Origin of the sequence: Caulobacter sp. 602-2, from assembly GCF_011043625.1 — a bacterium.
Taxonomy (GTDB): domain Bacteria; phylum Pseudomonadota; class Alphaproteobacteria; order Caulobacterales; family Caulobacteraceae; genus Caulobacter.
Genome location: NZ_JAAKGT010000011.1, coordinates 1 through 21,755, shown reverse-complemented (window position 1 = coordinate 21,755; position 21,755 = coordinate 1). Strand labels below are relative to the sequence as shown.

Genomic DNA, 21,755 nt, shown 5'->3' with positions numbered 1-21,755 from the left:
AAATTCTGTCAGCAGACGCGACGCGGCCGCCCGTGAGCCTTTTGCCGCGCCGCTCGACGCTCTAGACTGCGCCCATGGCCGACCACGACCTCACGCCCGATTCCGCTCCCCCCTGGGACGAGCCCGCCTTCGATCGTGAGGAGGCGCCCGAGCGCGACGAGAACACGGCCGATATCTTCGGCGAGGCGTCGGCGCCCGCCCCTGCTCCCGTGACGGCCAAGCCCTTGCCCGAGCCTGAAGCCGAAGAGGCCGGCGCGGCCTACACCGTGCTGGCCCGCAAGTACCGCCCGCGCACCTTTGAGGACCTGATCGGCCAGGAGGCCATGGTCAGGACGCTCGCCAACGCGTTCAGCACCGGCCGCATCGCCCACGCCTTCATGCTCACGGGCGTCCGCGGGGTCGGCAAGACCACCACCGCCCGCCTGCTGGCGCGCGCCCTGAACTACGAGAGCGACACCGTCCACGGCCCCAGCGTCGACCTTTCGACCGAGGGCCGCCACTGCCGGGCCATCATCGAGGGCCGGCACATGGACGTGCTGGAGCTCGACGCCGCCTCCCGCACCAAGGTCGACGAGATGCGCGAGCTGCTGGACGGGGTGCGCTACGCCCCGGTCGAGGCGCGCTACAAGGTCTACATCATCGACGAAGTGCACATGCTGTCGACGGCCGCGTTCAACGCGCTGCTGAAGACGCTGGAAGAGCCTCCGCCGCACGCCAAGTTCATCTTCGCCACCACCGAGATCCGCAAGGTGCCGGTGACGATCCTGTCGCGGACCCAGCGCTTCGACCTGCGCCGGATCGAGCCGGACGTGCTGGCCAAGCACTTCGACCGCATCTCGCAGCGCGAAGGCGCCAGGATCGACCCCGACGCCCTGGCCCTGATCGCCCGCGCCGCCGAGGGCTCGGCCCGTGACGGCCTGTCGCTGCTCGACCAGGCCATCGTCCAGACCGAGAAGGCCCAGACGGTCACCGCCGCCGTCGTGCGCGACATGCTGGGCCTGGCCGACCGCAGCCAGACCATCGCTCTCTTCGAACAGGTGATGAGCGGCAAGCCGGGCGAGGCCCTGACCACCTTCCGCCAGCTGTGGGGCTTCGGCGCCGACCCGGTGGTGGTGATGCTCGACCTGCTCGACCACTGCCACGCCGCCTCGGTGGCCAAGGCCCTGGGCCCAGACGCCCTGTCGATGCCCAAGGAGCAGGCCGCGCGTCTGACCTCGGTCGGCGCCCAGACCAGCGCCGGAACCATGGCTCGCCTGTGGCAGATGCTGCTCAAGGCCCACGACGAGGTGCGCCGCGCGCCCGACGCCATGGCCGCCGCCGAGATGGCCATCATCCGCCTGTGCTACGCCGCCGACCTGCCGGGTCCGGAAGACGCGCTGAAGGCCCTGCGCGACGGCGGCAATCCGGGCGCCGGTCCGGGCGGCGGCGTCGCCGTCGGTGGCGGCGCGGCCCCTGGCGGAGCCGTCTCGGCCGCGCCGCGCGCCATGGCCGCCATCGGGACCGCCCCGGCCGCCCCCGTGCTGGCCTCGTTCGACGACGTGCTGAAGCTGATCGCCGAAAAGCGCGACATCGGGCTGCGCCTCGACGTCGAGCAGTTCGTCCGCCCGATCAGCTTCCGTCCCGGCGCGATCACCTTCGAGGCCGCCCCCGGCGCCCCCGGCAACCTGGCCGGGCGCCTGGTCCGCGCGCTGAAGGAATGGACCGGCCAGCCCTGGCTGGTCGCCGCGGAAGGCGGCGGCGGCGCCGAAAGCCTGATGGAGCGCCAGAAGCGCGAGGAGCGCGAGGCCCTGGCCGCCATCAAGGCCGATCCGTTCGTCGCCTCGGTGCTGTCGGCCTTCCCCGGCACCGAGATCGTCGAGATCCGCAAGGTCCTGGCCCCCGAACCCGCGCCGATCGAGCCGGACGAGGCCGAGGACTAGGAGAGAACCGCCCTCGTCCTTCGACAAGCTCGGGATGAGGGCTACTTTGAAGGCCCGTCAGTAGGAAACCCCACCCTGAGCCCATCGAAGGGCGAGGTTTTCGGGCCAGCAGTTGGAGCAGACCATGAAAGACCTCAGCGGCCTGATGAAGCAGGCCCAGGCCATGCAGCAGAAGCTGGCCGACGCCCAGGCCCGCCTCGCCGAGGTGGTCATCGAAGGCACCGCCGGCGGCGGCATGGTCACCGTCACCCTGTCGGGCGGCGGCGACCTCAAGAAGGTCGTGCTGGACGAGAGCCTGATCGAGCCGGGCGAAGGCGAGGTGATCTCCGACCTGATCGTCGCCGCCCACGCCGACGCCAAGAAGAAGCTGGAAGCCAAGCAGGCCCAGATGATGCAGGAAGCCGCCGGCCCGATGGCCGGGCTGATGGGCGGCATGCCCGGGATGAAGTTCTGATCTGGACCCGGCGGACCATCGCCTGCGCCTGCTGCGGCTACGTAGGCCTAGTCGAACGAGGAAGCTACGAGATCTGCCGGATCTGCTTCTGGGAAGACGATCCGTTTCAGTTCGCCAATCCGACCTGCTGCGGCGGCGCCAACCCGCCGTCGCTGGTCGAGGCGCAACGATCGTACGCCGAGCACGGCGTCGGCGAGTTGCGCTTCGCCTCGAACGTCCGGAAGGTCCGCTGGACCGACCGCAAGGACCGCGCATGGCGGCCGTTCGAGGACGGCGACCATATATCGACGGGTACGCTCGCCGACTTCGACGGGGTCCCCTACTGGATGAGAAACCGCTGATGGCCGCCTCCGCCGGACCCGAGATCGAGCGCCTGATCGCCCTGCTGTCCAAGCTGCCGGGCCTTGGGCCGCGCTCGGGCCGACGGGCGGCGCTGGCCCTGCTGAAGAAGCGCGATGCGCTGCTGGCGCCGCTGGCCGCCGCCATGGCCGATGCCCAGGCCAAGGTGAAGACCTGCTCCACCTGCGGCTCGCTGGACACCACCGATCCCTGCGCCGTGTGCGCGGACGGCTCGCGCGACGTGCGCCTGCTGTGCGTGGTCGAGGAGGTCGGCTCGGTGTGGGCGATGGAGCGCGGCGGCTCGTTCAAGGGCCGCTACCACGTGCTGGGCGGCCTGTTGTCGGCTCTGGACGGCGTGGGCCCGGAAACCTTGCGGGTGGGCGAGCTGCTGGAGCGCGCGTCCAGCGGGCAAGTGGCCGAGGTCATCCTGGCCCTGCCGGCCACGGTCGACGGCCAGACCACCGCCCACTATCTCGCCGATCGCCTCGCCAACACCAACGTGCCGGTGACGATGCTGGCCCGCGGCGTTCCCGTCGGCGGCGACCTCGACTGGCTCGACGACGGCACGATCGCCCAGGCGCTGAGGGCCAGGCGGCCGGCCTAGGAGGAACACGATGCTGGGCTGGTTGAAGACATGGCTGTCGCACGCCAATCCGCCCAGCCCCTGGCGCGTGGAGATCGTCGACGGCGCGATCCTCACCACCGACGGGCGCTCGCCGCCCCGCCGCCTGGCGCTCGCCGACCTGCGGCAGGTCGTGGTGGCCACCGACGACAGCGGGCCGTGGGGCGACGACGTGGTCTTCCTGCTCCACGACGCCTCGACCGATCCGGTCGGCGTCTTCCCGCTGGAGGCCCAGGGCGCCCAGGCGTTCGCAGCCTGGCTGGAGACCCTGCCAGGCTACAGCGACGACGAGATGGTCGAGGCCATGCGCTCCACCCGCGTCGCGCGCTTCGTGGTCTATCAACGCCCGCCGGTCATGGCGTGATGACCGCCTTGCCGATCACGCGACGCTGCGCCAGCAGGTCGAACGCCTCGCGCCAGCGCTCCAGCGGAACCTCGGCGTGCACGTGGGGCCGGATCGTCCCGGCCTGCGCCATCGCCCAGACGGCGGCCTGGTCTTCGGCGCCCTTGTCGGGGAACTGACGGCCGTACTCGCCGGCCCGCACGCCCATCACCGAGATCCCCTTGATCAGGGGGATGTTGGCCGAGACCGTCGGGATCCGCCCCGAAGCGAAGCCGACCACCAGCAGCCGCCCGTCGAAGGCCAGGCACCGCAGGCTCTCGTCGAAGACATCGCCGCCCACCGGGTCATAGACCACGTCGACGCCGCGCCCGCCGGTGATCGCCTTGACCTGGTCGCGGAAACCGCCGGCGACATTGACGACGGCGTCGGGGGCGTAGAGCCGCGAGACCTGCGCCAGCTTGTCGTCGGAGGCCGAGGCCGCGATCACCTTCGCGCCCATGGCCTTGGCCAGATCCACCGCCGCCAGCCCCACGCCGCCGGCCGCGCCGTGCACCAGCACCCACTCGCCGGGCTGGAGATTGGCGCGCCGCACCAGCGCCACCCGCGCGGTCAGATAGGCCGCGCCGTAGGACGCCGCCTCGCCGAACGACAGCCGCGCGGGCTTGGGCCTCAGCGCCTTGGCCGGAACGGCGATGTACTCGGCGAAGGCCCCGGTTCGCGTTCCGCCGACCACCGCCGCGCCGACCTCCAGTCCGTCGACGCCCTGGCCCAGCGCCGCCACTTCGCCGGCGAAATCCAGGCCCGGGGTGAACGGCAGGTCCGGCTTCAGCTGGTACTCGCCGCGGGTCATCAGCAGGTCGGGGAAGTTGACGCTGGCGGCCCGGATGCGGACCAGCGCCTCGCCCTGGGCGGCCGCCGGGGTCGCGACCTCCCTCACCGCGCAGCCGGCGAAGTCCTGCGCCAGACGCTCGACGACAAGCGCCTTCACGCGCCGCGCCGTCCTTCGATCTCCGCCCGCACCAGGCCCGCGATCTCGCGGCAGGCGGCGTCGGCCGCCGGCACCGCGCCGGTGAAGGCGGTGAAGCCATGGGCCAGGCTGTCGTAGCAGCGGTAGGTGGTGGGCACGCCGGCCGCGATCAGCCGCTTGGCGTAGGCTTCGCCCTGGTCGACCAGCGGATCGAAGCCGGCGGTGACGACGAGGGCCGGCGCCAGGCCGGTCAGGTCCTCGGTCTTGTCTGGCGACAGGCGCGGATCGGCCGGATCGGCCTCCGGGCCCATGTAGTGGCCCATGAACCACTCCATGATCGGGCGGCTCAGCGGATAGCTGTCGGCATAGATCGCCATCGACGGCGTCTCGCTGGCCACGTCGACGGCCGGGTAGATCAGCAGCTGGAAGGCCGGCTGGGCCTCTCCGCTGCGCTTCATCTCCTGGGCCAGCACGGCGGCGAAGTTGCCCCCCATGCTGTCGCCGCCGATCGCTGCCTGCCCCGGCGCGGCGCCGAAGCGGGCGGCGTTGTCGCGGCCCCAGCGATAGGCCGCCAGCACGTCGTCGAGACCGGCGGGAAAGCGATGGTCGGGCGCCAGGCGATAGTCGACCGACAGCACGGCGGTCCTGGCGATGCGGGCCAGGATCCCGCAGAAGGCGTGGCAGGTCTCCAGATCCCCGATCACCCCGCCGCCGAAGTGGGCGAAGACGATCGGCGGCGCCGAACTGTCCTGTTCGGCCGGACGATAGGCGCGGATCGGGATCTGGCCGCCGGGACCGTCTATCGTCAGGCTTTCGTTGCGCACCCCGACCTCGGGCGGGCCCGACACCGCCAGCAGGCCCTTGGCGCTGCCCGCCCGCGCCTCTTCCGGCGACAGGGTGGTCATCGACGGCAGCCCCTTGGCCGCGTTGGCGAAGAACTGGAAGCGCGGGTCCAGCGTGCGGCCGCCGCGATAGACGACGCCCCCGCCGCTCAGCGCCCGCAGGATCGGGGTCGGCAGCGACAGGATCGTCTTGAGGACCAGCTTCTGGACGTCGGCCATTCGGGGGCTCTTTTCTTCTGGAGGTGGGGAGAAGGATCGGCCGCTAGGGCCTGGGCAGCGCCGGCAGGCCGCCGAGGATCAGGCCGACGGCGAAGGCGGTGGCGCCCTGGGTGTCCATCGGCCGGCGCTCCAGCATCTTGTCGCCGACCTCGCGGGCCACGGCGATGCAGGCGGCCGTGAGGTAGTCGAGGTCGACCGGCGGGGCGTGGTCGCGCTCCAGCACCCGCTCGAAGGCCTCGCGCACCTCGGCGAACACGGCGGTGACCTCGGGGGTGGCGCGCACCTGCGGATGGGTCTCGCCGGCGGGGCGGTTGACCCGCCAGGTCTCGTGCTCGGCGGCCAGGAAGTCGAAATAGGCCCGCATGGCGCCGCGCAGGAACGAGGCGAAGTCGGTCGCCTTCTCGAACTCCACGCGCAGCAGGGGCCGAAAGCGCCGCGCGCCGTCGTCGGCGAGGGCGTCGAACACCTCCTCCTTGGACTTGTAGTAGTTGTAGAAGGTGCCCGAGGCGAGGCCGGTCAGGCGGATGATGTCGCGCACCGTGGCCCCGTCATAGCCCAGTTCGCCGAACACCTGCCGCGCCGCGTCCAGGATGGCCTGGCGGTTGGCGGTCTTGGTGCGCTCGCGCTTGCCCGGGCGATTGTCCTCGCGCGGCGGCATGGCGGGGAAATAGGCGATGTTCGACATCGAGGCGCGGCTCTTTTGTTGGGCGGCGTCAATGACGCCCCGTCAGGATTTGAGCCTCGTTCCGGGCGCGGAGCAAGAGGGGATGCATCAAGATCCTCCCCCTCTGGGGGAGGTGTCGCCAAAGGCGACGGAGGGGGGTGTGGCTGATGCGACGGCCGGCGCCCGGAAAGCTGAGAACGTCCCCCCTCCGGCCCTTCGGGCCACCTCCCCCAGAGGGGGGAGGATCCTATGGCCGCGTGAACGTCGCCTTGCAGCGGGCGTCGCAGCGGGCCCATTCGGCCGGGCAGCTGTCGTCGTCGGTGTTGGCGCGGCAGAAGTAGTAGGTCTTGGCGCACACGGCCTTGCAGGCGGCCGGATCGGCGCCGGGCCTTGGCGACTGCAGCGGGATCGGCGGCGGGATCACCGCCTGCGCGCTGGGCGCGGAGGTCTCCGCCGGCGCGGGGACCGACGGCGCCTGGCGGCCATGGGTCTGGGCCCCGGCTGACGAGACCAGGGCGGCGACCAGCAACAGGGCGGACAGCACGCGACGCATGGCGGCGAGTCTACGGATTGATCCGCCGAAAAGAAACCGCGCCCCGACGTCGCGGACGCTCTCGACGAACGGCCCTGCGCCCCTACATTGAGACCCATGCTCAAGCACGCCGGACGCGCCCTTGCCGCCTTCACCCTCCTGTTCGTCTCCTTCGTCGCGACGGGCGGCGTGATGGCCGCGGCCGGCCACAAGGCCCCGCGCGGAACCTTCGTCGACATAGGCGAGGGCCGTAAGCTGCGCCTGGTGTGCGAAGGCGAGGCCACGCACGCCGACCGCCCCACCGTCTGGCTGGAAGCCGGCGCCTTCGGCTTTGCCGCCGACTGGGGCGCCACCCAGGACGCCCTGGCCGCCGCCGGCTGGCGGGCCTGCGCCTACGACCGCGCCGGCATGGGCTATTCGCCCCAGGGCCCCGCCCCGCGCGACGGCCTGGCCATCGTCTCGGACTTCGAGAAGCTGGTCGCCGCCTCGGGCGAGAAGGGCCCGTTCATCCTGGTCGGCCACTCGATGGCCGGCCTGCGCCTGCGCGAGTACGCCGGGCGCAATCCAGACCAGGTGGCGGGCCTGGTCCTGGTGGACGCCGCCACGCCCGAAGCCGCGCAGATCCGCCGCGCCCAGAGCTTCATCAAGTCGTTCGTGTTCATCTCGCGCGCCGCCGCCCTGGGTGCCTCGACCGGGCTCTACAAGCCTTTGATGTACACCCGCCTGGGCGACAAGATCGGCCTGCCGCCGGACGCCAAGGCCGAAAAGCGCTGGGGCTTCGCCAACGGCCGCCACAACCGCACCTCGGCCGCCGAGGTCACGCTGTGGGCCGAGGCTTCCGATCAAGCCGCCGCCGAACCGCCGTTCAAGCCCGAATGGCCGGTGGCCGTGGTCACCGCCGGCGCTCGCGTCGGCGAACGCGCCCAGTGGAAGGACATGCAGGCCGCCCCGGCCCGCGCCTCGCAGCACGGCTATGTCGACCACGTGGCCGGCGCCAGCCACACCCGCCTGCTGGGCGGGGAGTTCGCCGACCACATCGTGCGGGCCGTGGAGTTCGTGGCCGCCGAACGGGGCAAGCCGGCGCAGGCGCTGGTGGACGCAACCGCGCCGTAGAAAGAGATGCTCCCCCTGAAGGGGGAGCTGTCGGCAAAGCCGACTGAGGGGGAAGGAGCTGCCGTCCTTGAGGCTGCACTACCCTCATCAGGCACTTCCCCCTCCGCCCCTTCGGGCCACCTCCCCCTTCATGGGGAGGATCTTTCTTACCCCCCCAGTTCCTCCGAGCGCTTCACCGCTGCTTCCAGCGCGCGCGGCAGCAGGTCTCCGAAACCGCCCTCGCCCATCAGCACCGACAGCGCCGCGGCCGTGGTGCCGCCGGGCGAGGTGACCTGCTTGCGCAGTTCGGCCGGCTCTTCGCCGCCCGCCGCCAGCAGGGCCGAGGCGCCGGCGATGGTGGCGCGGGCCAGGCGGGCGCTGTCCTGCGGCGAAAGGCCCTGGCCGGCGCCGGCGGCCTCCAGGGCCTCGATGAAGGCGTAGAGATAGGCCGGCGCCGAGCCGGAGACGGCGGTCGCCGCGTGCATCAGCTGCTCGTCGGCCAGTTCGACCGTGGCGGCGACGGGAGCCAGCAGGGCCTTGGCGGCGTCCAGCGCCTCGGGCGTGTCGGCATAGAGGCTGGCTGCGCCCTGGCCGATGGCGACCGCGGTCGTCGGCATCACCCGCGCCACGCGGCGCCCGCCGAAGGCTTCGGAGATGTCGGCCGCGCGCACGCCGGCGGCGATCGAGACGACGATGGCGTCGGGGGCCAGGTGCGGGGCCACGTCCTTGACCGCCTCGCGCCAGATCTGCGGCTTGACCGCCAGCAGCACCACCTTGGCCGCCGACAACGCTTCCAGCGACGGATTGACCACCGCGCCGGGGAAAGCCTCGGCGGTCGCGGCCGGATCACGGACGATCAGGTCGGAGAGCGAAAACGCCCCGGTCTTGCGCCAGCCCTCGATCAGGGCCCCGCCCATGCGGCCTGCGCCGAGCAGAAGGATGGGGGTCATGGGTCAGCTCCCGCGTGTCTGGTGTCGCAGGGCGCTTAGCGCGACAGGGGGGGCGCGTCACCACCAGAATGGTCCCTCTCCCCCTGCGGGAGAGGGCAGCCTCCCGAAGGGAGGTCGGGTGAGGGGTCGCGCGCACGAAAACGCCGCGGCAGCCGATCAGCTGTCGCGGCGTCGAAAGTCTGAGAGACCCCTCATCCGTCGGCTCGCGCCGACACCTTCTCCCGCAAGGGGAGAAGGAAGATCAAGCCTGGCCGACGGTCTCGAACATGCAGGCGGCCATGGCCTCGTCTGGGGTCTTGGCGCCGTGCAGCAGGAAGTCGAAGGCCGGATAGAAGCGGTCGGCGGCTTCCACCGCCGCGTCGATCATCGAGGCGGCCTGGGCCATGGTCGGGCGCTCGCCCGACGGCAGGGCCAGGGCGTGGCGGAACACCACCTCGCCGTCGTCGGTCCAGACCTCGAAGTGGCCCAGCCAGACGCGCTGGTTGATCATCGACAGCAGTTCGTAGGCCGCCGGGCGCTTGGTCTTGGACGCCCGCAGGTCGAGCGAGAGGCACAGCTGCAGGCAGTCGGCCTCCGGACGCCAGGCGAACCAGAGCTCGTAATCCTTCCAGTCGCCGGTCAGGGCGAAGGCGAGATCGCCGTCCTCCGTCCGGTCGAAGGTCAGGTTTTCGGCGGCCAGCACGTGCTCGACCACCTCGAGGGGATCCAGCGCCAGCAGGACGTCGTCGTCGGGTTGGGTGTCCATCAGAACCTTTGGCCCCCGGGGGCGATGACGGGCGTGGGACCCGCCGGGTGTCGCCCACGAAAGGAGAGTCTAAGCTGCTTCGCGCGTTTGGCCACAACAGCGTTCACGCTTGAAGCGAGCGGTAAACGATTTATTCGCCCTTTTCGGCGGGTTTGTCGCCCTTCGGAGTCGCCTTCTTCGCGGCGGCCTTCGGGGTCGCGGTCTTCTCGGCCTTCAGCGCGGCGACTTCGGCCTGCAGAGCGGCCACCTGGGCCTTCAGGGCTTCCAGATCATCGCGGCGCACCAGGTCCAGCTCGGCGGCCCAGCGATCGGCCTGGGCGCGGAACGCCGTCTTGGCTTCGTCGCCGGCGGTCTGGGCGATGCCCATGGCGGCCTGGGTGAACTTGGCGAATTCGTCGAGGAAAGGGTTCTGGCTGTGCATCGTCGTTCCGGCCGGGCGCAAATCGCCCACAGTTCTTTATATGGTGCGCAGGGGATGAAAGCGAACCACGAAGCGGGTATCCCTGCGACCATCTGTCTCGAACGGAGCCGTACGGCGTGATCTTTCCCGACATCGACCCCGTCGTTCACATCGGTCCCTGGGCCCTGGAATGGGGACCGCTGGCCCTGCGCTGGTACGCCCTGGCCTATGTCGCCGGCATTGTGCTGGGCTGGCAGTACGCCATCCGGCTGGTCAAATCGCCCACGCCCTGGGGCGGCCACCGGCCCACGGCCAACGCCGAGCAGATCGACGACCTGGTGCTGTGGATCACCCTGGGGATCATCCTGGGCGGACGCCTGGGCTACGTGCTCTTCTACATGCTGGTGAACCCCGAGCAGCGCGACGTCCTGGCGGCCAATCCGCTGAACGTCTTCAAGGTCTGGGAAGGCGGCATGTCGTTCCACGGCGGCTTCCTGGGCGTCTGCGCGGCGGTGATCCTGTTCGCCCGCCGCAACGGCATCGACCTTCTGAAGCTGGGCGACCTGGTCGCGCCGGTGGCCCCGATCGGCCTGTTCTTCGGTCGCTGCGCCAACTTCATCAACGGCGAGCTGTGGGGCCGCACCACCGACGTTCCGTGGGGCGTGGTGTTCTGCAACAAGACCATCGAGGCGGCCCATGGCGGCTGCCCTGCGGGCCTGCTGCCGCGCCATCCGAGCCAGATCTACGAGGCGGCGCTGGAAGGCGTGCTGCTGTTCGCGATCCTCCAGGTGCTGGTCTGGCGCTTCAAGTGGCTGCAGCGCCGCGGCGCGCTCGTGGCGACCTTCCTGATCTGCTACGGCCTGTTCCGCTTCTCGCTGGAAGGCGTGCGCAACCCCGACGAGGGCATGCCGAACTTCCCGCTGGGCCTGACCATGGGGATGATGCTGTCGCTGCCGATGCTGCTGGTCGGCGGCTGGCTGCTGTGGCGCGCCCTGAAGACCCCCGTCCCGGCGCCGGAGCCGGTCCAGCCTTGAGCCTGCGAGAACCCGCGCTGCTGGGCCGCCTGAAGGCCCAGATCGCCCAGGACGGCCCGATCAGCGTTCCGGAATATTTCACCCGCTGCCTGCACGACCCGCGCGACGGCTACTACGCCAATCGCCCTGCCCTGGGCGCCGGGGGCGACTTCATCACCGCGCCGGGCGTCAGCCAGATGTTCGGCGAACTCGTCGGCCTTTGGCTGATGGAGACCTGGGATCGCCTGGGCCGCCCCGCGACCTTCCGCCTGGTCGAGATGGGCCCCGGCGACGGGACCCTGATGAGCGACATCCTGCGCGCGGCCCGCCTGCTGCCCGCCTTCCTCGACGCCACCGACCTGTGGCTGGTCGAGGTCTCGCCGGTGCTGCGCGCGGCCCAGCGTGACAAGCTTTCCGGCGCGTCCGTGCGCTGGGCCGACCGCCTGGAAGAGGTTCCGGCCGGCGCGCCGCTGCTGCTGGTCGCCAACGAACTGCTCGACTGCCTGCCCGCCCGCCAGTTCGTGAAGACCGCCGATGGCTGGGCCGAGCGCGTCGTGGGCCTGGGCGAAGACGGCGAACTGGCGTTCGGGCTGCGATCGCTTTCTCCTTCCCCGCGTCGCGGGGGAGGGGGACCGGCGCAGCCGGTGGAGGGGGCGACCGCCTCCCTGCCGCCTGACGCCCCCTCCAACACTTCGTGGTCCCCGTCCCCCGCCTTGGCGGGGGAGGAACTGGCGCTCGGATCCATCCTCGAATCCTCGCCGGCCCAGGCCGCGCTGGGCTCGGAGCTAGGCCACCGGGTCGCCCGCGACGGCGGCGCGGCGCTGCTGATCGACTACGGCCGCGCCGCCCCCGAGGCCGGCGACACCCTGCAGGCCCTGCGCGCCCACAGGAAGGAAGGCCCGCTGGACAGTCCCGGCCAGGCCGACCTGACCGTCTGGGCCGACTTCCCCTCGGTGCTGGACGCGGCGCGGCAGGCCGGCGCGAGCGCCCCGCCGGTGATCACCCAGGGCGAGTTCCTGCGCGCCCTCGGCATCGAGGCTCGCGCCCAGGCGCTGGCCGCCGCGCGCCCCGATCGCGCCGACACCCTCGCAAGACAGCTTGATCGCCTGACCGGAGCGGCGCAGATGGGCGATCTCTTCAAGGTCGCGTGCCTGAGCGCGCCGGGGCTCAATCCCCCGCTCTTCGAGGACGAGGCATGACCAAAGCATCGCTCCCCACCGTCCAGTCGCCCTTGCTGGCGTCCGTGCCGGGCCTGCGCCACGCCTTCTTCACCCGCAACGGCGGCGTCTCGCAGGGGCTGTACGACAGCCTCAACGTCGGCCGCGGCAGCCAGGACGAGCCGGCCGACGTGATCGAGAACCGCGCCCGGGCCGCCGGCTGGTTCGGCGTCGAGCGCGAAGACCTCAACACCTGCTTCCAGATCCACTCGACCATCGCCATCGTCGCCGACGGCTCGTGGGGCGATGCGCGGCCGCAGGGCGACGCCGTGGTCAGCAAGACGCCGGGCGTGGTCTGCGGCGCCCTGCACGCCGACTGCGCCCCGGTGCTGATCGTCGATCCCGAGGCCCGGGTCGTGGCCGCCGCCCACGCCGGCTGGCGCGGGGCGCTGGACGGCGTGGTGCAGGCCGCCGTCGACTCCATGGTCGAACTGGGCGCCCGCCCCGAACGCATGGTCGCCGCCGTCGGCCCCTGCATCGGCCCGCAGTCCTACGAGGTGGGCCTGGAGTTCTTCGCGAAGTTCGAGGCCGACTGCCCCGGCTCCAAGCGGTTCTTCAAGCCCGGCAAGAGCCAGGACAAGCGCTACTTCGACCTGCCGGCCTTCGTGCTCGACCGCATCGAGACCGCCGGCGTCGAACAACGCGAATGGGTCGGCCGCGACACCTGCGCCGAGGGCGACCACTTCTTCTCCAACCGCCGCGCGGTGCTCAGCGGCCAGAAGGACTACGGCCGGCTGCTGTCGGCGATCATGCTGGAGGGGTAGCGGAGAACCCCCTCAGTCGGCTTCGCCGACAGCTCCCCCAGAGGGGGAGCGTCGGAGGCCGCAGATCCTCCCCCTCTGGGGGAGGCGGCCCGAAGGGCCGGAGGGGGTCCCCTGCGGCCTGAACGACACGAAACGTTCACGAAGCGCAACCTGGAGCCTTAAGAGGATTGCCCCCGGGCGGATCGCTGCTAGAAGGCCCGGCAACGGCGTCCCCCCACCGAGAATCCAACATGAAGCTGCTGTCCGGCAACTCCAACCGTCCGCTGGCCCAGGCCATCGCGGAGTACCTCGACATGCCGCTGACCCGCGCCCAGGTGCGCCGGTTCGCCGACCTCGAGGTGTTCGTCACCATCGACGAGAACGTCCGCGGCGAGGACGTCTTCGTCATCCAGTCGACGAGCTACCCGGCCAACGACAACCTGATGGAACTGCTGATCTGCATCGACGCCCTGAAGCGGGCTTCGGGCAAGCGGATCACCGCGGTGCTGCCCTACTTCGGCTACGCCCGCCAGGACCGCAAGACCGGCGGCCGCACCCCGATCTCGGCCAAGCTGGTGGCCAACCTGATCACCCGATCGGGCGCCGACCGCGTGCTGACGATGGACCTGCACGCCGGCCAGATCCAGGGCTTCTTCGACATCCCGACCGACAACCTGCTGCCCTCGCGCCTGCTGGCCGACGACATCATCAAGAACTACCCGCTGGGCGAAGACCTGATGGTCGTCTCGCCGGACGTCGGCGGCGTGGTGCGCGCCCGCGCTTTGGCCAAGCGCCTGGACGACGCCGACCTCGCCATCGTCGACAAGCGTCGCTCGGGCCCGGGTCAGTCGGAAGTGATGAACATCATCGGCGACGTCGAAGGCCGCCGCTGCATCCTGTTCGACGACATCGCCGACTCGGCCGGCACCCTGTGCAACGCCGCCCAGGCCCTGATCAACCACGGCGCCGTCTCGGTCAGCGCCTACGTCACCCACGGCGTGCTGTCGGGCGCGGCGGTCGACCGCGTGACCAACTCGGTCCTGACCGAGCTGGTGGTCACCGACTCCATCGAAGCCTCCGACCACGCCAAGACCTGCCCGAAGATCCGCTACGTCTCGTGCGCCCCGCTGATCGGCGAAGCCATCCGCCGCATCGCCAACGAAGAGTCGGTGTCGAAGCTGTTCGACTAAGAGACTTCCTGTCCCGACCAGTCACCGCTTTCGCGGGGATTGGTCGGGGGCTGGCCGTTAACCCCCACGACCGCGCCGCCACATCGGCGCCACATTTTCCGTCGGCGAAATATCCAACGGAATCCGCGCTCTCGCGGAAATCGCGACATAGTCCCGCTTGTCAAAGTCTGGTTAACGGACTGACTGTCACAATGTCGCCCGTCGGCGATGTTAAGCCGGTTCCAGTCACACGGGGATGTCGTCAGCATGCTTTTCAACCTGCGTCCGCGCGCCGCGATCACGGCCGTCGCGCTCGCCGCGGCCTCGGTCCTGGCCAGCTGCTCCACCCCGCCCGCGCCGCCGCCCCCGCCCGTCGTCCAGGCCCCGCCGGCCCCGCCGCCCATCACCCTGTCGAGCAAGGTGGTCGAGCGCGCAAGCGCCTTCCGCGGCTACATGCAGCGCGCCGGCGCCATCGACGCCAACTTCCAGAACGGCGAGCAGATCCAGGCCTCGCTGAAGGTCGGCGTCGGCTATGAGCAGAAGCATTTCCTCAGCGGCGTCATGTCGTACGGCGCGGTCCTGGCCCTGCAGGATCCGACCTTCGTCAGCGCCGTGCGCGCCTTCGCGGCCGATCCCGCCCAGCGCCAGCAGGTCATCCACCAGCTGATCGCCGACCCGGCCTACGCCGTCGGCTTCAAGGGCTCCGACACCGCCGCCGCCCGCATCATCGACACCCTCGGCGCCGACGGCCTCAAGGTCTACCAGGCCGGCAAGAAGGTGAAGCAGTCGGCCTACGACGTGCAGCGCGTGGCCTGGTCCAAGGGCTTCGTCACCGATCGCGACGCCCGCCTGGCTTATGCCAAGAGCGCCTCGACCGTCCCGGCCCTGGCCGACACCGCCGACGTGGCCCAGCTGCAGCAGGCGACCCTGGTGACGGTCAACGCCCCGCCGGCCCCGGCGCCCGCCGCCGCCAACATCGACGCCGCCCTCGACGCCACCGCCGCGCCGGCCGGCCCGCGCTCGGCGCCGCCGCCCTACCGCCCGGCCGTCATCCGCAGCCTGGCCGTGGCCGCCCTCGCCGCCCTCGGCGCGGCCGGCGACGAGAACCTGGCCACCATCGACGCGATCATGGCCGAGCCCAGCAGCGCCTCGTGCCTGAACATGGCCAAGCTGAACCTCTACCAGTGCCTGGCTGTCTCCAAGCCGCACTACGAGGACATCTTCTGCCTGGGCCAGCACGCCATGATCGACACCGGCGCCTGCGTCATCAAGGCCTCGGGCGCGCCGATGCCGGTCGAGCCCCTGCCGCCCCCGCCGCCGGAAAAGCCGGCCGCCAAGAAGAAGACGACCGCCAAGCCGGCGGCCGTGAAGAAGAAGAAAGCCTGACCCAGCCTCCCCGGCTGACAGCGAGAGGGCCGCCGGATTGCACCGGCGGCCCTCTTCGTGTATTGGGCGCCCTCCTGAAAACGTCGACCGAGCGGGGCAATCCGGCCTTGTGCGGCGATTTCGCATTCCGAGGGCATGGGCCCTCAAGAGAGAACAGACATGGCCGAGATCATCCTGAAAGTCGAAATCCGCGAGCGCGCCGGCACCGGCGGCGCCCGTGAAACCCGCCGCGCCGGCTTCGTCCCGGGCGTCCTGTACGGCGGCGACAAGGACCCCGTGAACGTCGCGGTGAAGTCCAACGAATTCCGCAAGGCCCTCTACACCGGCAAGCTGCTCGGCCACCTGGTCACGCTGCAGCACGGTGAAGAAAAGCAATCGGTCATCGCCAAGGCCGTGCAATTCCACCCGGTCACCGACGAGCCGGTCCACTTCGACCTGTTCCGCGTCGGCGAGCACCAGCTGATCAAGATCGAAGTGCCGGTGCACTTCAAGAACCACGAAACCTCGCCGGGCCTGAAGAAGGGCGGTTCGCTGGAAGTGATCCGTCACACCGTCGAGCTGGCCTGCCCGGCCGACCAGATCCCCGAAGAGCTGGTCATCGACCTGGCCAAGCACGACCTGGGCGACACCATCCGCATCTCGGAAGTGAAGCTGCCGGAAGGCGTGAAGCCGGCCGTGGACCGCGACTTCGTGATCGCGACCCTGAAGGCCTCGGCCTCGGCCCAGTCGGACGCCGGCGACACCACCGTCGAAGGCTGATCCCGGCTCGGTTTAGCGACCGAACTGACTTAAGAGACGGGCGGGCCTTCGGGTCCGCCCGTTTTCGTTTGGGGTCGTGCGTCCTTCGAGGCCCGCTGCGCGGGCGCCTCAGGATGAGGGCCTCATTGCATTGATTTCCTCATCCTGAGGTGCGACCCGGCAGGGGAGCCTCGAAGGACGCAGGGCCGATAGACACGGAACTGACCGCGCCATGCTGATCCTCGCCGGCCTCGGCAATCCCGAGCCCAAGTACGAGAAGAACCGCCACAACGTCGGCTTCATGGCGGTGGACGCCATCGCACGGAAGTGGGGCACGGCGCCCTGGCGCGCGCGCTTCCAGGGGCTGGCCTGCGAGGGCCTGGTCGACACCCCGAACGGCCCGGTCAAGCTGCTGCTGCTCAAGCCCAAGACCTATTACAACGAGACCGGCCGCGCCGTGGGCGAGGCCATGAAGTTCTTCAAGCTGAAGCCGACCGACGTCATCGTCTTCCACGACGAGATCGACATGGCTCCGGGGCGCTTTCGGATGAAGGCCGGCGGCGGGGCCGCGGGCAACAACGGCATCCGCTCGGTGACCAGCCAGATCGGCGACACCTTCCGCCGCGCCCGCATCGGCGTGGGCCATCCCGGCGACAAGGCCATGGTCATGCACTACGTGCTGGGCGACTTCCACAAGGTCGAGCACCAGTGGCTGGACCCGCTGCTGGACGCGATCACCGACGCCCTGCCCTTCGCCGCCGCCGGCGACGACGAGCGCTACCAGGCCGAAGTGCTGCGCCTGGCCCCCTCGCCCAAGGCCGATCCGAAAAAGCCGCGCGCGGAGTAGATTCCGCTCAACCGAATCCGGCTACCGGCAAACCCGCTTTCGATGCGAAGGAGCCGACATGGCCAAAGAGCTGCAGATCCCGCCGCCCGCCACTCTCGACCCGAACGGAGTCGAGATGGCCCGTCTGTGGATCGCCGATCGCGGCTTTCACTGCACGCTGAACGTCGGGATGTACGAGAACGTCCCCGGCCTGAACGAGACCAACGCCTGGGCGGTGATCATCGGTGACCTGACCCAGCACGTCGCCAATGGCCTGTCCCAGCACTACGGCCGGCCCCGGGAAGAGGTGCGCGAGGAGCTTTCGGCCCTGTTGGCCGAACAGCTGGCCAAGGCAACCCCGCCCTCGCGTGGCGGCATGGTCGAGTAGCGGCCTCCCGAGGGAGGCCGCCCCCTGCCCGAGCCTAGAACCGGTACTGCAGGCCCAGGTTAAACTGCCGGCCGGTGTGGGTGTAGACGAAGGTGCTGTCGCGGTCGGAGTCGATGTACTGCCGGTTGAAGCGATCGAAGATGTTCAGCCCCTCCAGCGACAGCTTCATGCGGTCGTTGATCTGGTAGGAGGCGGCCATGTCGAAGGTCAGGTTGGCGTCGTAGCCCTCGACGTCCTGCAGCGGGTTGTTGGCCGGCAGGGCGACGATCGACTTGTCGCGGTACGAGGCCGAGACGCGGGCGCTGAACTTGGCGTCTTCGTAGTAGAGCGTGGCGTTGTAGGCGTTCTTCGACAGGCCCACGAGGTCGTTGGTGGTCACCCCGCCGGCGGCCAGGAAGTAGTCGATCTGCGAGTCGACATAGGTGTAGTTCACCAGCGCGCCGGTATGGCGCAGGAAGCCCGGCAGGAAGGTGAAGGTCTGCTGGTAGTTGACCTCGATGCCTTTCAGCGGCCCGCCGGGGGTGTTGACCGGACGGGTGATGGTGAAGTCGGTGCCGTCGGGATCGAGCATCGAATTGCCCAGCAGGCTGAGCGGCAGGCCGGTCTGGCGGAACTTGGTCTGCGACGACTGGTTCTGCACATAGGTGGCGATGTCCTTGTAGAACACGCCCACGCCCAGCACCGAGCCCTGCGCGAAATACCATTCTGCGCCCAGGTCCACGGTCGTGGCGCGGATCGGGTCCAGGTCGGGGTTGCCCGACGTGATCGACGGCGTGCCGGTCAGGTTCAGGCTGCCGCCCGGCGACAGGAAGGTCAGGTCAGGACGCGCCACCACCTTGGCCGCCGAGAAGCGCACCACCAGGTCGTCGCGCAGGTCGACGGCGAAGTTCAGCGACGGCAGCACGTCGTGATAGCTGTTCTCGGCCGTCACCTGCTGGGGCGTCAGGCCAACCTGATAGCCGCGCGACTGCAGGTCGGTCTGGGCGATGCGGAAGCCGACGTCGCCGCGCACCGGCAGGCCGCCGATCACGGTGCGAAGGTCGGCCTGCAGATAGGCCGAGGTCACCTTCTCCTCGACGCGGCGGATGCCGCCGACATTGGGCGACAGCGCGTACATGCCGCTGTCGCTGTAGAGGTTCTGACTGTCGACGAACTTGTCGTAGTCGATGGTCGCCCAGCTGGTCGGGAACACGCCGTCCTTGATGCCGCTGCCGCCGAAGCCGCTGATGACCTTGGTCACGGCCTTCAGCTGGTCGCTGGTCAGGGTGGGCACGAGGAAGTTGTTCAGGCGCTGACGGGCCGAGGTGTCGAACGAGAACTCGTGGAAGTGGCCGCCGAACTTGATGGTCAGGTCGTCGTCCACCGCCCAGGCCAGGTTCAGCTCGGCCGTCTTGTAGATGTTGGTGGTGAAGATCTGCGACAGCCGCACCTCGGCGTTGGGCGCGCCGAAGCTGTAGAGGCTGGCGTCGGTGACGTCGAAACCGTGGGTGATCTTGGGCTGGTCGCGGTCGTCGCGGAAGTCGATCGTCATGCTCGTATTGGGACGCTGGAACATGATCGTCGTGGTCTTGGGCTGGTCGTAGTCCGACTTCGAATAGCCGACGAGGCCCGAGATGGTGATGTTGTCGGTTAGCTCGTGCTTGCCGTTGAAGGTGTACTGCTGGAAGACGTTCTGGAACTCGTCGTGCTGGGTGTCGGAACGCACGTCGACGCCGTCGAAGCGGGCATAGGCGACGTCGTAGACCGGCTTGCCGAAGTTGTCGCCGGCGGTGTGGCTGGTTCCGGCCTCGCGCAGGATCAGTTCGCGGATCGCCGTCTGCGGCTTGCCGTTCTGGGTGATCGAGCGGGCGAAGGAGAAACCCTCCAGCCAGTTCTCCTCGCGCACGACGTCATACTTCGAATAAAGCGCGTCGAAGCCGAACGAGGTGCGCTCGCTGGGCTTCCACTGCAGGGCCAGGGTGGCGCCGGTGCGCTCCTGGTCGTGGTGGAAGCGGCCGTAGCGCGGCAGGCGCGGGAAGAACACCGTCGAGCGGTTGCCCAGGTCGTAGAGGGTGTCGCTGGCGGCCGGACGCGGCACGCCGGTGGCGCAGTTCAGCGCGTCCGTACCGTTGGCGGCGTTGAAGGCGGGGTTGGGTACCGGACGGCCGACGGGGGTGCAGAAACCCTGGTCGGAAGTCGCCGGGTTCCAGCCGCCCGAGCCCCACTGGTCCTCGAGGAACTCGCGCTTGCTCCAGGCCACCGAGGCCTGGGCTCCGAACTGGCCCCAGGCGGTGTCCCAGCGGTCGCCGAGCACGGCGCTGAACTTCTTGTCGTTCTTCTCCGACAGGTCGTTGTAGCCCAGCGAGCCGCCGACCACGAAGGTGCGGCCCTTCTGGTCCAGCGGCTTGGCGATATCGAGATCGACCGTGGCGCCCAGCGAGCCCTCGATCACCTCGGCCTGGGCCGACTTGCGCACCGTGATGCCGCTGAACAGCTCCGAGGCGAAGGTGTTGAAGTCGAAGCCGCGGCCCAGGTTGGCGCCGCGGTCACTGGTGGTGGCGCCGCTGGTCGACTGGGCTTCCATGCCGTTGATGCGCACGCGGGTGAAGTTCGGCGGCAGGCCCCGCACAGTGATCGTACGGCCTTCGCCCGCCACGCGGGTGATCGACACGCCCGGCACGCGCTGGATCGACTCGGCGAGGTTGGCGTCGGGGAAGTCGGCGATGTCCTCGGCCTTGATGGCGTCGACCACGCCCGAGGACTGGCGCTTGACGTTCAGCGCGCTCTTCAGGCTTTCGCGGAAGCCGGTGACGATCACCTCCTCCACGGCGTTCTCGGTGGTCTCGCCCGAGGGCGGAGGGGCCGTCTGGGCGCTCGCCGCACCGCCCAGGAGGGCCGCGGACAGCAGGACACCCAACGAGCAGCCCGCCTTCAGGGCGCGAGAGGACGACGACGACATAGGTCCCTCCTGACGGCGGCGCCTCGATGGACCCGCCCTTATGTTTCCAACCCAAGCGCCGGTTTTCCCGGTCTGCTTATGTGTTTCGCGAGATAATCCCACATAGTGGATTGCACTCTCGCAATATAACGACACTAGTCGGACACATGTCGAACACGCAAGAGGCGACGTTGCGCGGACCTGCGCGAGCGGACGGCGAAACCTCGCCTTGCGGAGGCCTCGCCGATTGACGCCCCGGCATGGGGGCCACACATAGCCGGGACGTATCCGGAGACCCTTGTCGATGTTCCCCGTTCTTGGCCTGTCGCTGATCTTCTCGATCGTCATGTGCGTCCACGTCGTGCGCACGGGCCAGGCGATGTACTGGCTGTTCATCATCCTGATGTTCCCGTGGATCGGCGCGCTGATCTATCTGCTGGCCGTGATCGCGCCGGAGTTCATGGGCGGGGCAAAGGCCCAGCAGATGAAGACCGCCGCCCGCCAGGCGCTCGACCCGCACCGTGAATATCGCGAAGCCAGCCGCGAGGCCGAGGACGCCCCGACCGTCGCCAACCTCTCGCGCCTGGCCGTCGCCGCCAGCGGCCTTGGCAAGCACGAGGAGGCCGAGCGGATCTACGCCCAGGCCCTGCAGAGCCACTATGCCGACGATCCGACCCTGATGCTGGCCCGCGCCAACAGCCTGATCGAGCTTGGCCGCGCCGCCGAGGCCCTGCCGCTGCTCGAGGCCCTGGGCCAGCAGGGCGAAAAGAGCCGCACGCCGCAGACCGCCCTGGCCCTGGGCCGCGCCCAGGCCGCGCTGGGCCGCACCGAGGAGGCTGACGTCTCCCTGCGCTGGGCCGCCGCCCACATGCCCGGCTTCGAGGGCATGGCCCGCTATGCGGTGTTCCTGGGCGAGAGCGGCCGCAAGGCCGAGGCCCGCGAGGCCCTGGCCGAACTCGACAAGCGGCTCTCCAAGACCCACCCCCGCTTCCGCCGCGAAGCGCGTCCGTGGCGCGACATGGCGGCCGCCGCGGCGGGCTGACCTTTAGGAACCTCCCCCACAGGGGGAGGTGATCGCGCAGCGATCGGTGGGGGGAGGAGACAATGACTTTCCATCGCCTCGGAAGCTGAGAACGTCCCCCCACCGGCCTTCGGCCGCCTCCCCCAAAGGGGGACCATTGCGAAATCGGCTGGCTGTGATTCCTTGCTGTTTGAAGCAGGAGACTTGCCGATGTCGGTGAAGGCGACGGGTCAGCTTGGGTTTGGCGAG

Annotated in this window: 22 protein-coding genes; 14 read left to right on the top strand and 8 right to left on the bottom strand. The window is 69.8% G+C overall.

The window, feature by feature from the left end; genetic code table 11:
- The first annotated feature begins 74 nt into the window (after positions 1-74).
- From G5B46_RS18975 to G5B46_RS18955, 4 genes are all read left to right on the top strand, one after another.
- Positions 75-1,919, top strand: coding sequence for a DNA polymerase III subunit gamma/tau (locus tag G5B46_RS18975; protein WP_165261421.1), 1,845 nt, complete (start codon positions 75-77; stop codon positions 1,917-1,919).
- A gap of 124 nt (positions 1,920-2,043) precedes the next feature.
- Positions 2,044-2,373, top strand: coding sequence for a YbaB/EbfC family nucleoid-associated protein (locus G5B46_RS18970; RefSeq protein WP_165261419.1), 330 nt, complete (start codon positions 2,044-2,046; stop codon positions 2,371-2,373).
- Between the two features lie 340 nt (positions 2,374-2,713).
- Entirely contained in the window at positions 2,714-3,316 is a 603-nt protein-coding gene (recR, locus tag G5B46_RS18960) for a recombination mediator RecR (RefSeq protein ID WP_165261417.1), read from the top strand.
- A 10-nt stretch (positions 3,317-3,326) separates the two neighbouring features.
- Positions 3,327-3,698 (top strand): hypothetical protein, encoded by a 372-nt coding sequence (locus G5B46_RS18955; protein ID WP_165261415.1) that lies wholly within the window; start codon positions 3,327-3,329, stop codon positions 3,696-3,698.
- Here G5B46_RS18955 and G5B46_RS18950 read toward each other — a convergent pair.
- The 4 genes from G5B46_RS18950 to G5B46_RS18935 form a co-directional block, all read right to left on the bottom strand.
- Positions 3,688-4,665, bottom strand: a complete 978-nt coding sequence (locus G5B46_RS18950; protein WP_165261413.1) for an NADPH:quinone oxidoreductase family protein — start codon at positions 4,663-4,665, stop codon at positions 3,688-3,690. The genes G5B46_RS18955 and G5B46_RS18950 overlap by 11 nt on opposite strands.
- On the bottom strand, positions 4,662-5,705 hold the full coding sequence (locus G5B46_RS18945) for an alpha/beta hydrolase (protein ID WP_165261411.1): 1,044 nt from the start codon (positions 5,703-5,705) through the stop codon (positions 4,662-4,664). The genes G5B46_RS18950 and G5B46_RS18945 overlap by 4 nt, the downstream gene beginning before the upstream one ends.
- Positions 5,706-5,748: 43 nt before the next feature.
- On the bottom strand, positions 5,749-6,390 hold the full coding sequence (locus G5B46_RS18940; protein ID WP_101713963.1) for a TetR/AcrR family transcriptional regulator: 642 nt from the start codon (positions 6,388-6,390) through the stop codon (positions 5,749-5,751).
- A gap of 226 nt (positions 6,391-6,616) precedes the next feature.
- A complete protein-coding gene (locus tag G5B46_RS18935; protein ID WP_165261409.1) occupies positions 6,617-6,922 on the bottom strand; it encodes a hypothetical protein in 306 nt (101 codons plus the stop codon).
- A 96-nt stretch (positions 6,923-7,018) separates the two neighbouring features.
- Between G5B46_RS18935 and G5B46_RS18930 the strand changes: the two genes are divergently transcribed.
- A complete protein-coding gene (locus G5B46_RS18930; RefSeq protein ID WP_205691767.1) occupies positions 7,019-8,014 on the top strand; it encodes an alpha/beta fold hydrolase in 996 nt (331 codons plus the stop codon).
- Between the two features lie 146 nt (positions 8,015-8,160).
- Here the strand turns inward: G5B46_RS18930 and proC are convergent, their stop codons facing one another.
- From proC to G5B46_RS18915, 3 genes are all read right to left on the bottom strand, one after another.
- Positions 8,161-8,943 carry a pyrroline-5-carboxylate reductase gene (proC, locus tag G5B46_RS18925; protein WP_165261405.1) on the bottom strand — a complete coding sequence of 261 codons (783 nt, stop codon included), beginning with the start codon at positions 8,941-8,943 and terminating at the stop codon, positions 8,161-8,163.
- A gap of 241 nt (positions 8,944-9,184) precedes the next feature.
- Positions 9,185-9,688, bottom strand: a complete 504-nt coding sequence (locus tag G5B46_RS18920) for a YbjN domain-containing protein (protein WP_101713958.1) — start codon at positions 9,686-9,688, stop codon at positions 9,185-9,187.
- A 130-nt stretch (positions 9,689-9,818) separates the two neighbouring features.
- Entirely contained in the window at positions 9,819-10,109 is a 291-nt protein-coding gene (locus G5B46_RS18915) for an accessory factor UbiK family protein (protein WP_165261403.1), read from the bottom strand.
- Between the two features lie 116 nt (positions 10,110-10,225).
- Here G5B46_RS18915 and lgt point away from each other — a divergent pair, with 116 nt between their 5' ends.
- From lgt to G5B46_RS18875, 8 genes are all read left to right on the top strand, one after another.
- Positions 10,226-11,122, top strand: a complete 897-nt coding sequence (gene lgt / locus G5B46_RS18910; protein WP_165261401.1) for a prolipoprotein diacylglyceryl transferase — start codon at positions 10,226-10,228, stop codon at positions 11,120-11,122.
- Positions 11,119-12,300, top strand: a complete 1,182-nt coding sequence (locus G5B46_RS18905) for an SAM-dependent methyltransferase (protein WP_240903573.1) — start codon at positions 11,119-11,121, stop codon at positions 12,298-12,300. The genes lgt and G5B46_RS18905 overlap by 4 nt, the downstream gene beginning before the upstream one ends.
- The gene (pgeF, locus tag G5B46_RS18900; protein WP_165261399.1) at positions 12,297-13,082 is read left to right on the top strand and encodes a peptidoglycan editing factor PgeF; all 786 of its coding nucleotides are present in this window, start codon (positions 12,297-12,299) and stop codon (positions 13,080-13,082) included. The genes G5B46_RS18905 and pgeF overlap by 4 nt, the downstream gene beginning before the upstream one ends.
- A 230-nt stretch (positions 13,083-13,312) precedes the next feature.
- On the top strand, positions 13,313-14,251 hold the full coding sequence (locus G5B46_RS18895; RefSeq protein ID WP_165261397.1) for a ribose-phosphate pyrophosphokinase: 939 nt from the start codon (positions 13,313-13,315) through the stop codon (positions 14,249-14,251).
- A 246-nt stretch (positions 14,252-14,497) separates the two neighbouring features.
- Complete coding sequence (locus tag G5B46_RS18890) at positions 14,498-15,616, top strand: hypothetical protein (protein ID WP_165261395.1); 1,119 nt, start codon at positions 14,498-14,500, stop codon at positions 15,614-15,616.
- A gap of 159 nt (positions 15,617-15,775) precedes the next feature.
- Complete coding sequence (locus G5B46_RS18885; RefSeq protein WP_165261393.1) at positions 15,776-16,375, top strand: 50S ribosomal protein L25/general stress protein Ctc; 600 nt, start codon at positions 15,776-15,778, stop codon at positions 16,373-16,375.
- A gap of 211 nt (positions 16,376-16,586) precedes the next feature.
- Positions 16,587-17,201, top strand: a complete 615-nt coding sequence (pth, locus tag G5B46_RS18880) for an aminoacyl-tRNA hydrolase (RefSeq protein ID WP_165261391.1) — start codon at positions 16,587-16,589, stop codon at positions 17,199-17,201.
- A 58-nt stretch (positions 17,202-17,259) separates the two neighbouring features.
- Positions 17,260-17,568, top strand: a complete 309-nt coding sequence (locus G5B46_RS18875) for a DUF5076 domain-containing protein (RefSeq protein ID WP_165261389.1) — start codon at positions 17,260-17,262, stop codon at positions 17,566-17,568.
- Between the two features lie 34 nt (positions 17,569-17,602).
- Here the strand turns inward: G5B46_RS18875 and G5B46_RS18870 are convergent, their stop codons facing one another.
- Positions 17,603-20,506: a TonB-dependent receptor gene (locus G5B46_RS18870; protein WP_165261387.1), complete on the bottom strand. Its 2,904-nt coding sequence runs from the start codon at positions 20,504-20,506 to the stop codon at positions 17,603-17,605.
- A 283-nt stretch (positions 20,507-20,789) separates the two neighbouring features.
- Here G5B46_RS18870 and G5B46_RS18865 point away from each other — a divergent pair, with 283 nt between their 5' ends.
- Complete coding sequence (locus G5B46_RS18865) at positions 20,790-21,527, top strand: tetratricopeptide repeat protein (RefSeq protein ID WP_165261385.1); 738 nt, start codon at positions 20,790-20,792, stop codon at positions 21,525-21,527.
- Positions 21,528-21,755: the final 228 nt, after the last annotated feature.

Excerpts from the sequence above, each read along its gene's own strand:
- G5B46_RS18885 (WP_165261393.1), top strand. The coding sequence starts at position 15,776 with ATGGCCGAGATCATCCTGAAAGTCGAAATCCGCGAGCGCGCCGGCACC.
- G5B46_RS18975 (WP_165261421.1), top strand. The coding sequence starts at position 75 with ATGGCCGACCACGACCTCACGCCCGATTCCGCTCCCCCCTGGGACGAG.
- G5B46_RS18930 (WP_205691767.1), top strand. The coding sequence starts at position 7,019 with ATGCTCAAGCACGCCGGACGCGCCCTTGCCGCCTTCACCCTCCTGTTC.
- G5B46_RS18875 (WP_165261389.1), top strand. The coding sequence starts at position 17,260 with ATGGCCAAAGAGCTGCAGATCCCGCCGCCCGCCACTCTCGACCCGAAC.
- G5B46_RS18970 (WP_165261419.1), top strand. The coding sequence starts at position 2,044 with ATGAAAGACCTCAGCGGCCTGATGAAGCAGGCCCAGGCCATGCAGCAG.
- G5B46_RS18935 (WP_165261409.1), bottom strand. The coding sequence starts at position 6,922 with ATGCGTCGCGTGCTGTCCGCCCTGTTGCTGGTCGCCGCCCTGGTCTCG.
- G5B46_RS18955 (WP_165261415.1), top strand. The coding sequence starts at position 3,327 with ATGCTGGGCTGGTTGAAGACATGGCTGTCGCACGCCAATCCGCCCAGC.
- G5B46_RS18865 (WP_165261385.1), top strand. The coding sequence starts at position 20,790 with ATGTTCCCCGTTCTTGGCCTGTCGCTGATCTTCTCGATCGTCATGTGC.
- G5B46_RS18890 (WP_165261395.1), top strand. The coding sequence starts at position 14,498 with ATGCTTTTCAACCTGCGTCCGCGCGCCGCGATCACGGCCGTCGCGCTC.
- G5B46_RS18870 (WP_165261387.1), bottom strand. The coding sequence starts at position 20,506 with ATGTCGTCGTCGTCCTCTCGCGCCCTGAAGGCGGGCTGCTCGTTGGGT.
- pgeF (WP_165261399.1), top strand. The coding sequence starts at position 12,297 with ATGACCAAAGCATCGCTCCCCACCGTCCAGTCGCCCTTGCTGGCGTCC.
- proC (WP_165261405.1), bottom strand. The coding sequence starts at position 8,943 with ATGACCCCCATCCTTCTGCTCGGCGCAGGCCGCATGGGCGGGGCCCTG.
- G5B46_RS18915 (WP_165261403.1), bottom strand. The coding sequence starts at position 10,109 with ATGCACAGCCAGAACCCTTTCCTCGACGAATTCGCCAAGTTCACCCAG.
- G5B46_RS18920 (WP_101713958.1), bottom strand. The coding sequence starts at position 9,688 with ATGGACACCCAACCCGACGACGACGTCCTGCTGGCGCTGGATCCCCTC.
- pth (WP_165261391.1), top strand. The coding sequence starts at position 16,587 with ATGCTGATCCTCGCCGGCCTCGGCAATCCCGAGCCCAAGTACGAGAAG.
- G5B46_RS18945 (WP_165261411.1), bottom strand. The coding sequence starts at position 5,705 with ATGGCCGACGTCCAGAAGCTGGTCCTCAAGACGATCCTGTCGCTGCCG.
- G5B46_RS18940 (WP_101713963.1), bottom strand. The coding sequence starts at position 6,390 with ATGTCGAACATCGCCTATTTCCCCGCCATGCCGCCGCGCGAGGACAAT.
- recR (WP_165261417.1), top strand. The coding sequence starts at position 2,714 with ATGGCCGCCTCCGCCGGACCCGAGATCGAGCGCCTGATCGCCCTGCTG.
- G5B46_RS18895 (WP_165261397.1), top strand. The coding sequence starts at position 13,313 with ATGAAGCTGCTGTCCGGCAACTCCAACCGTCCGCTGGCCCAGGCCATC.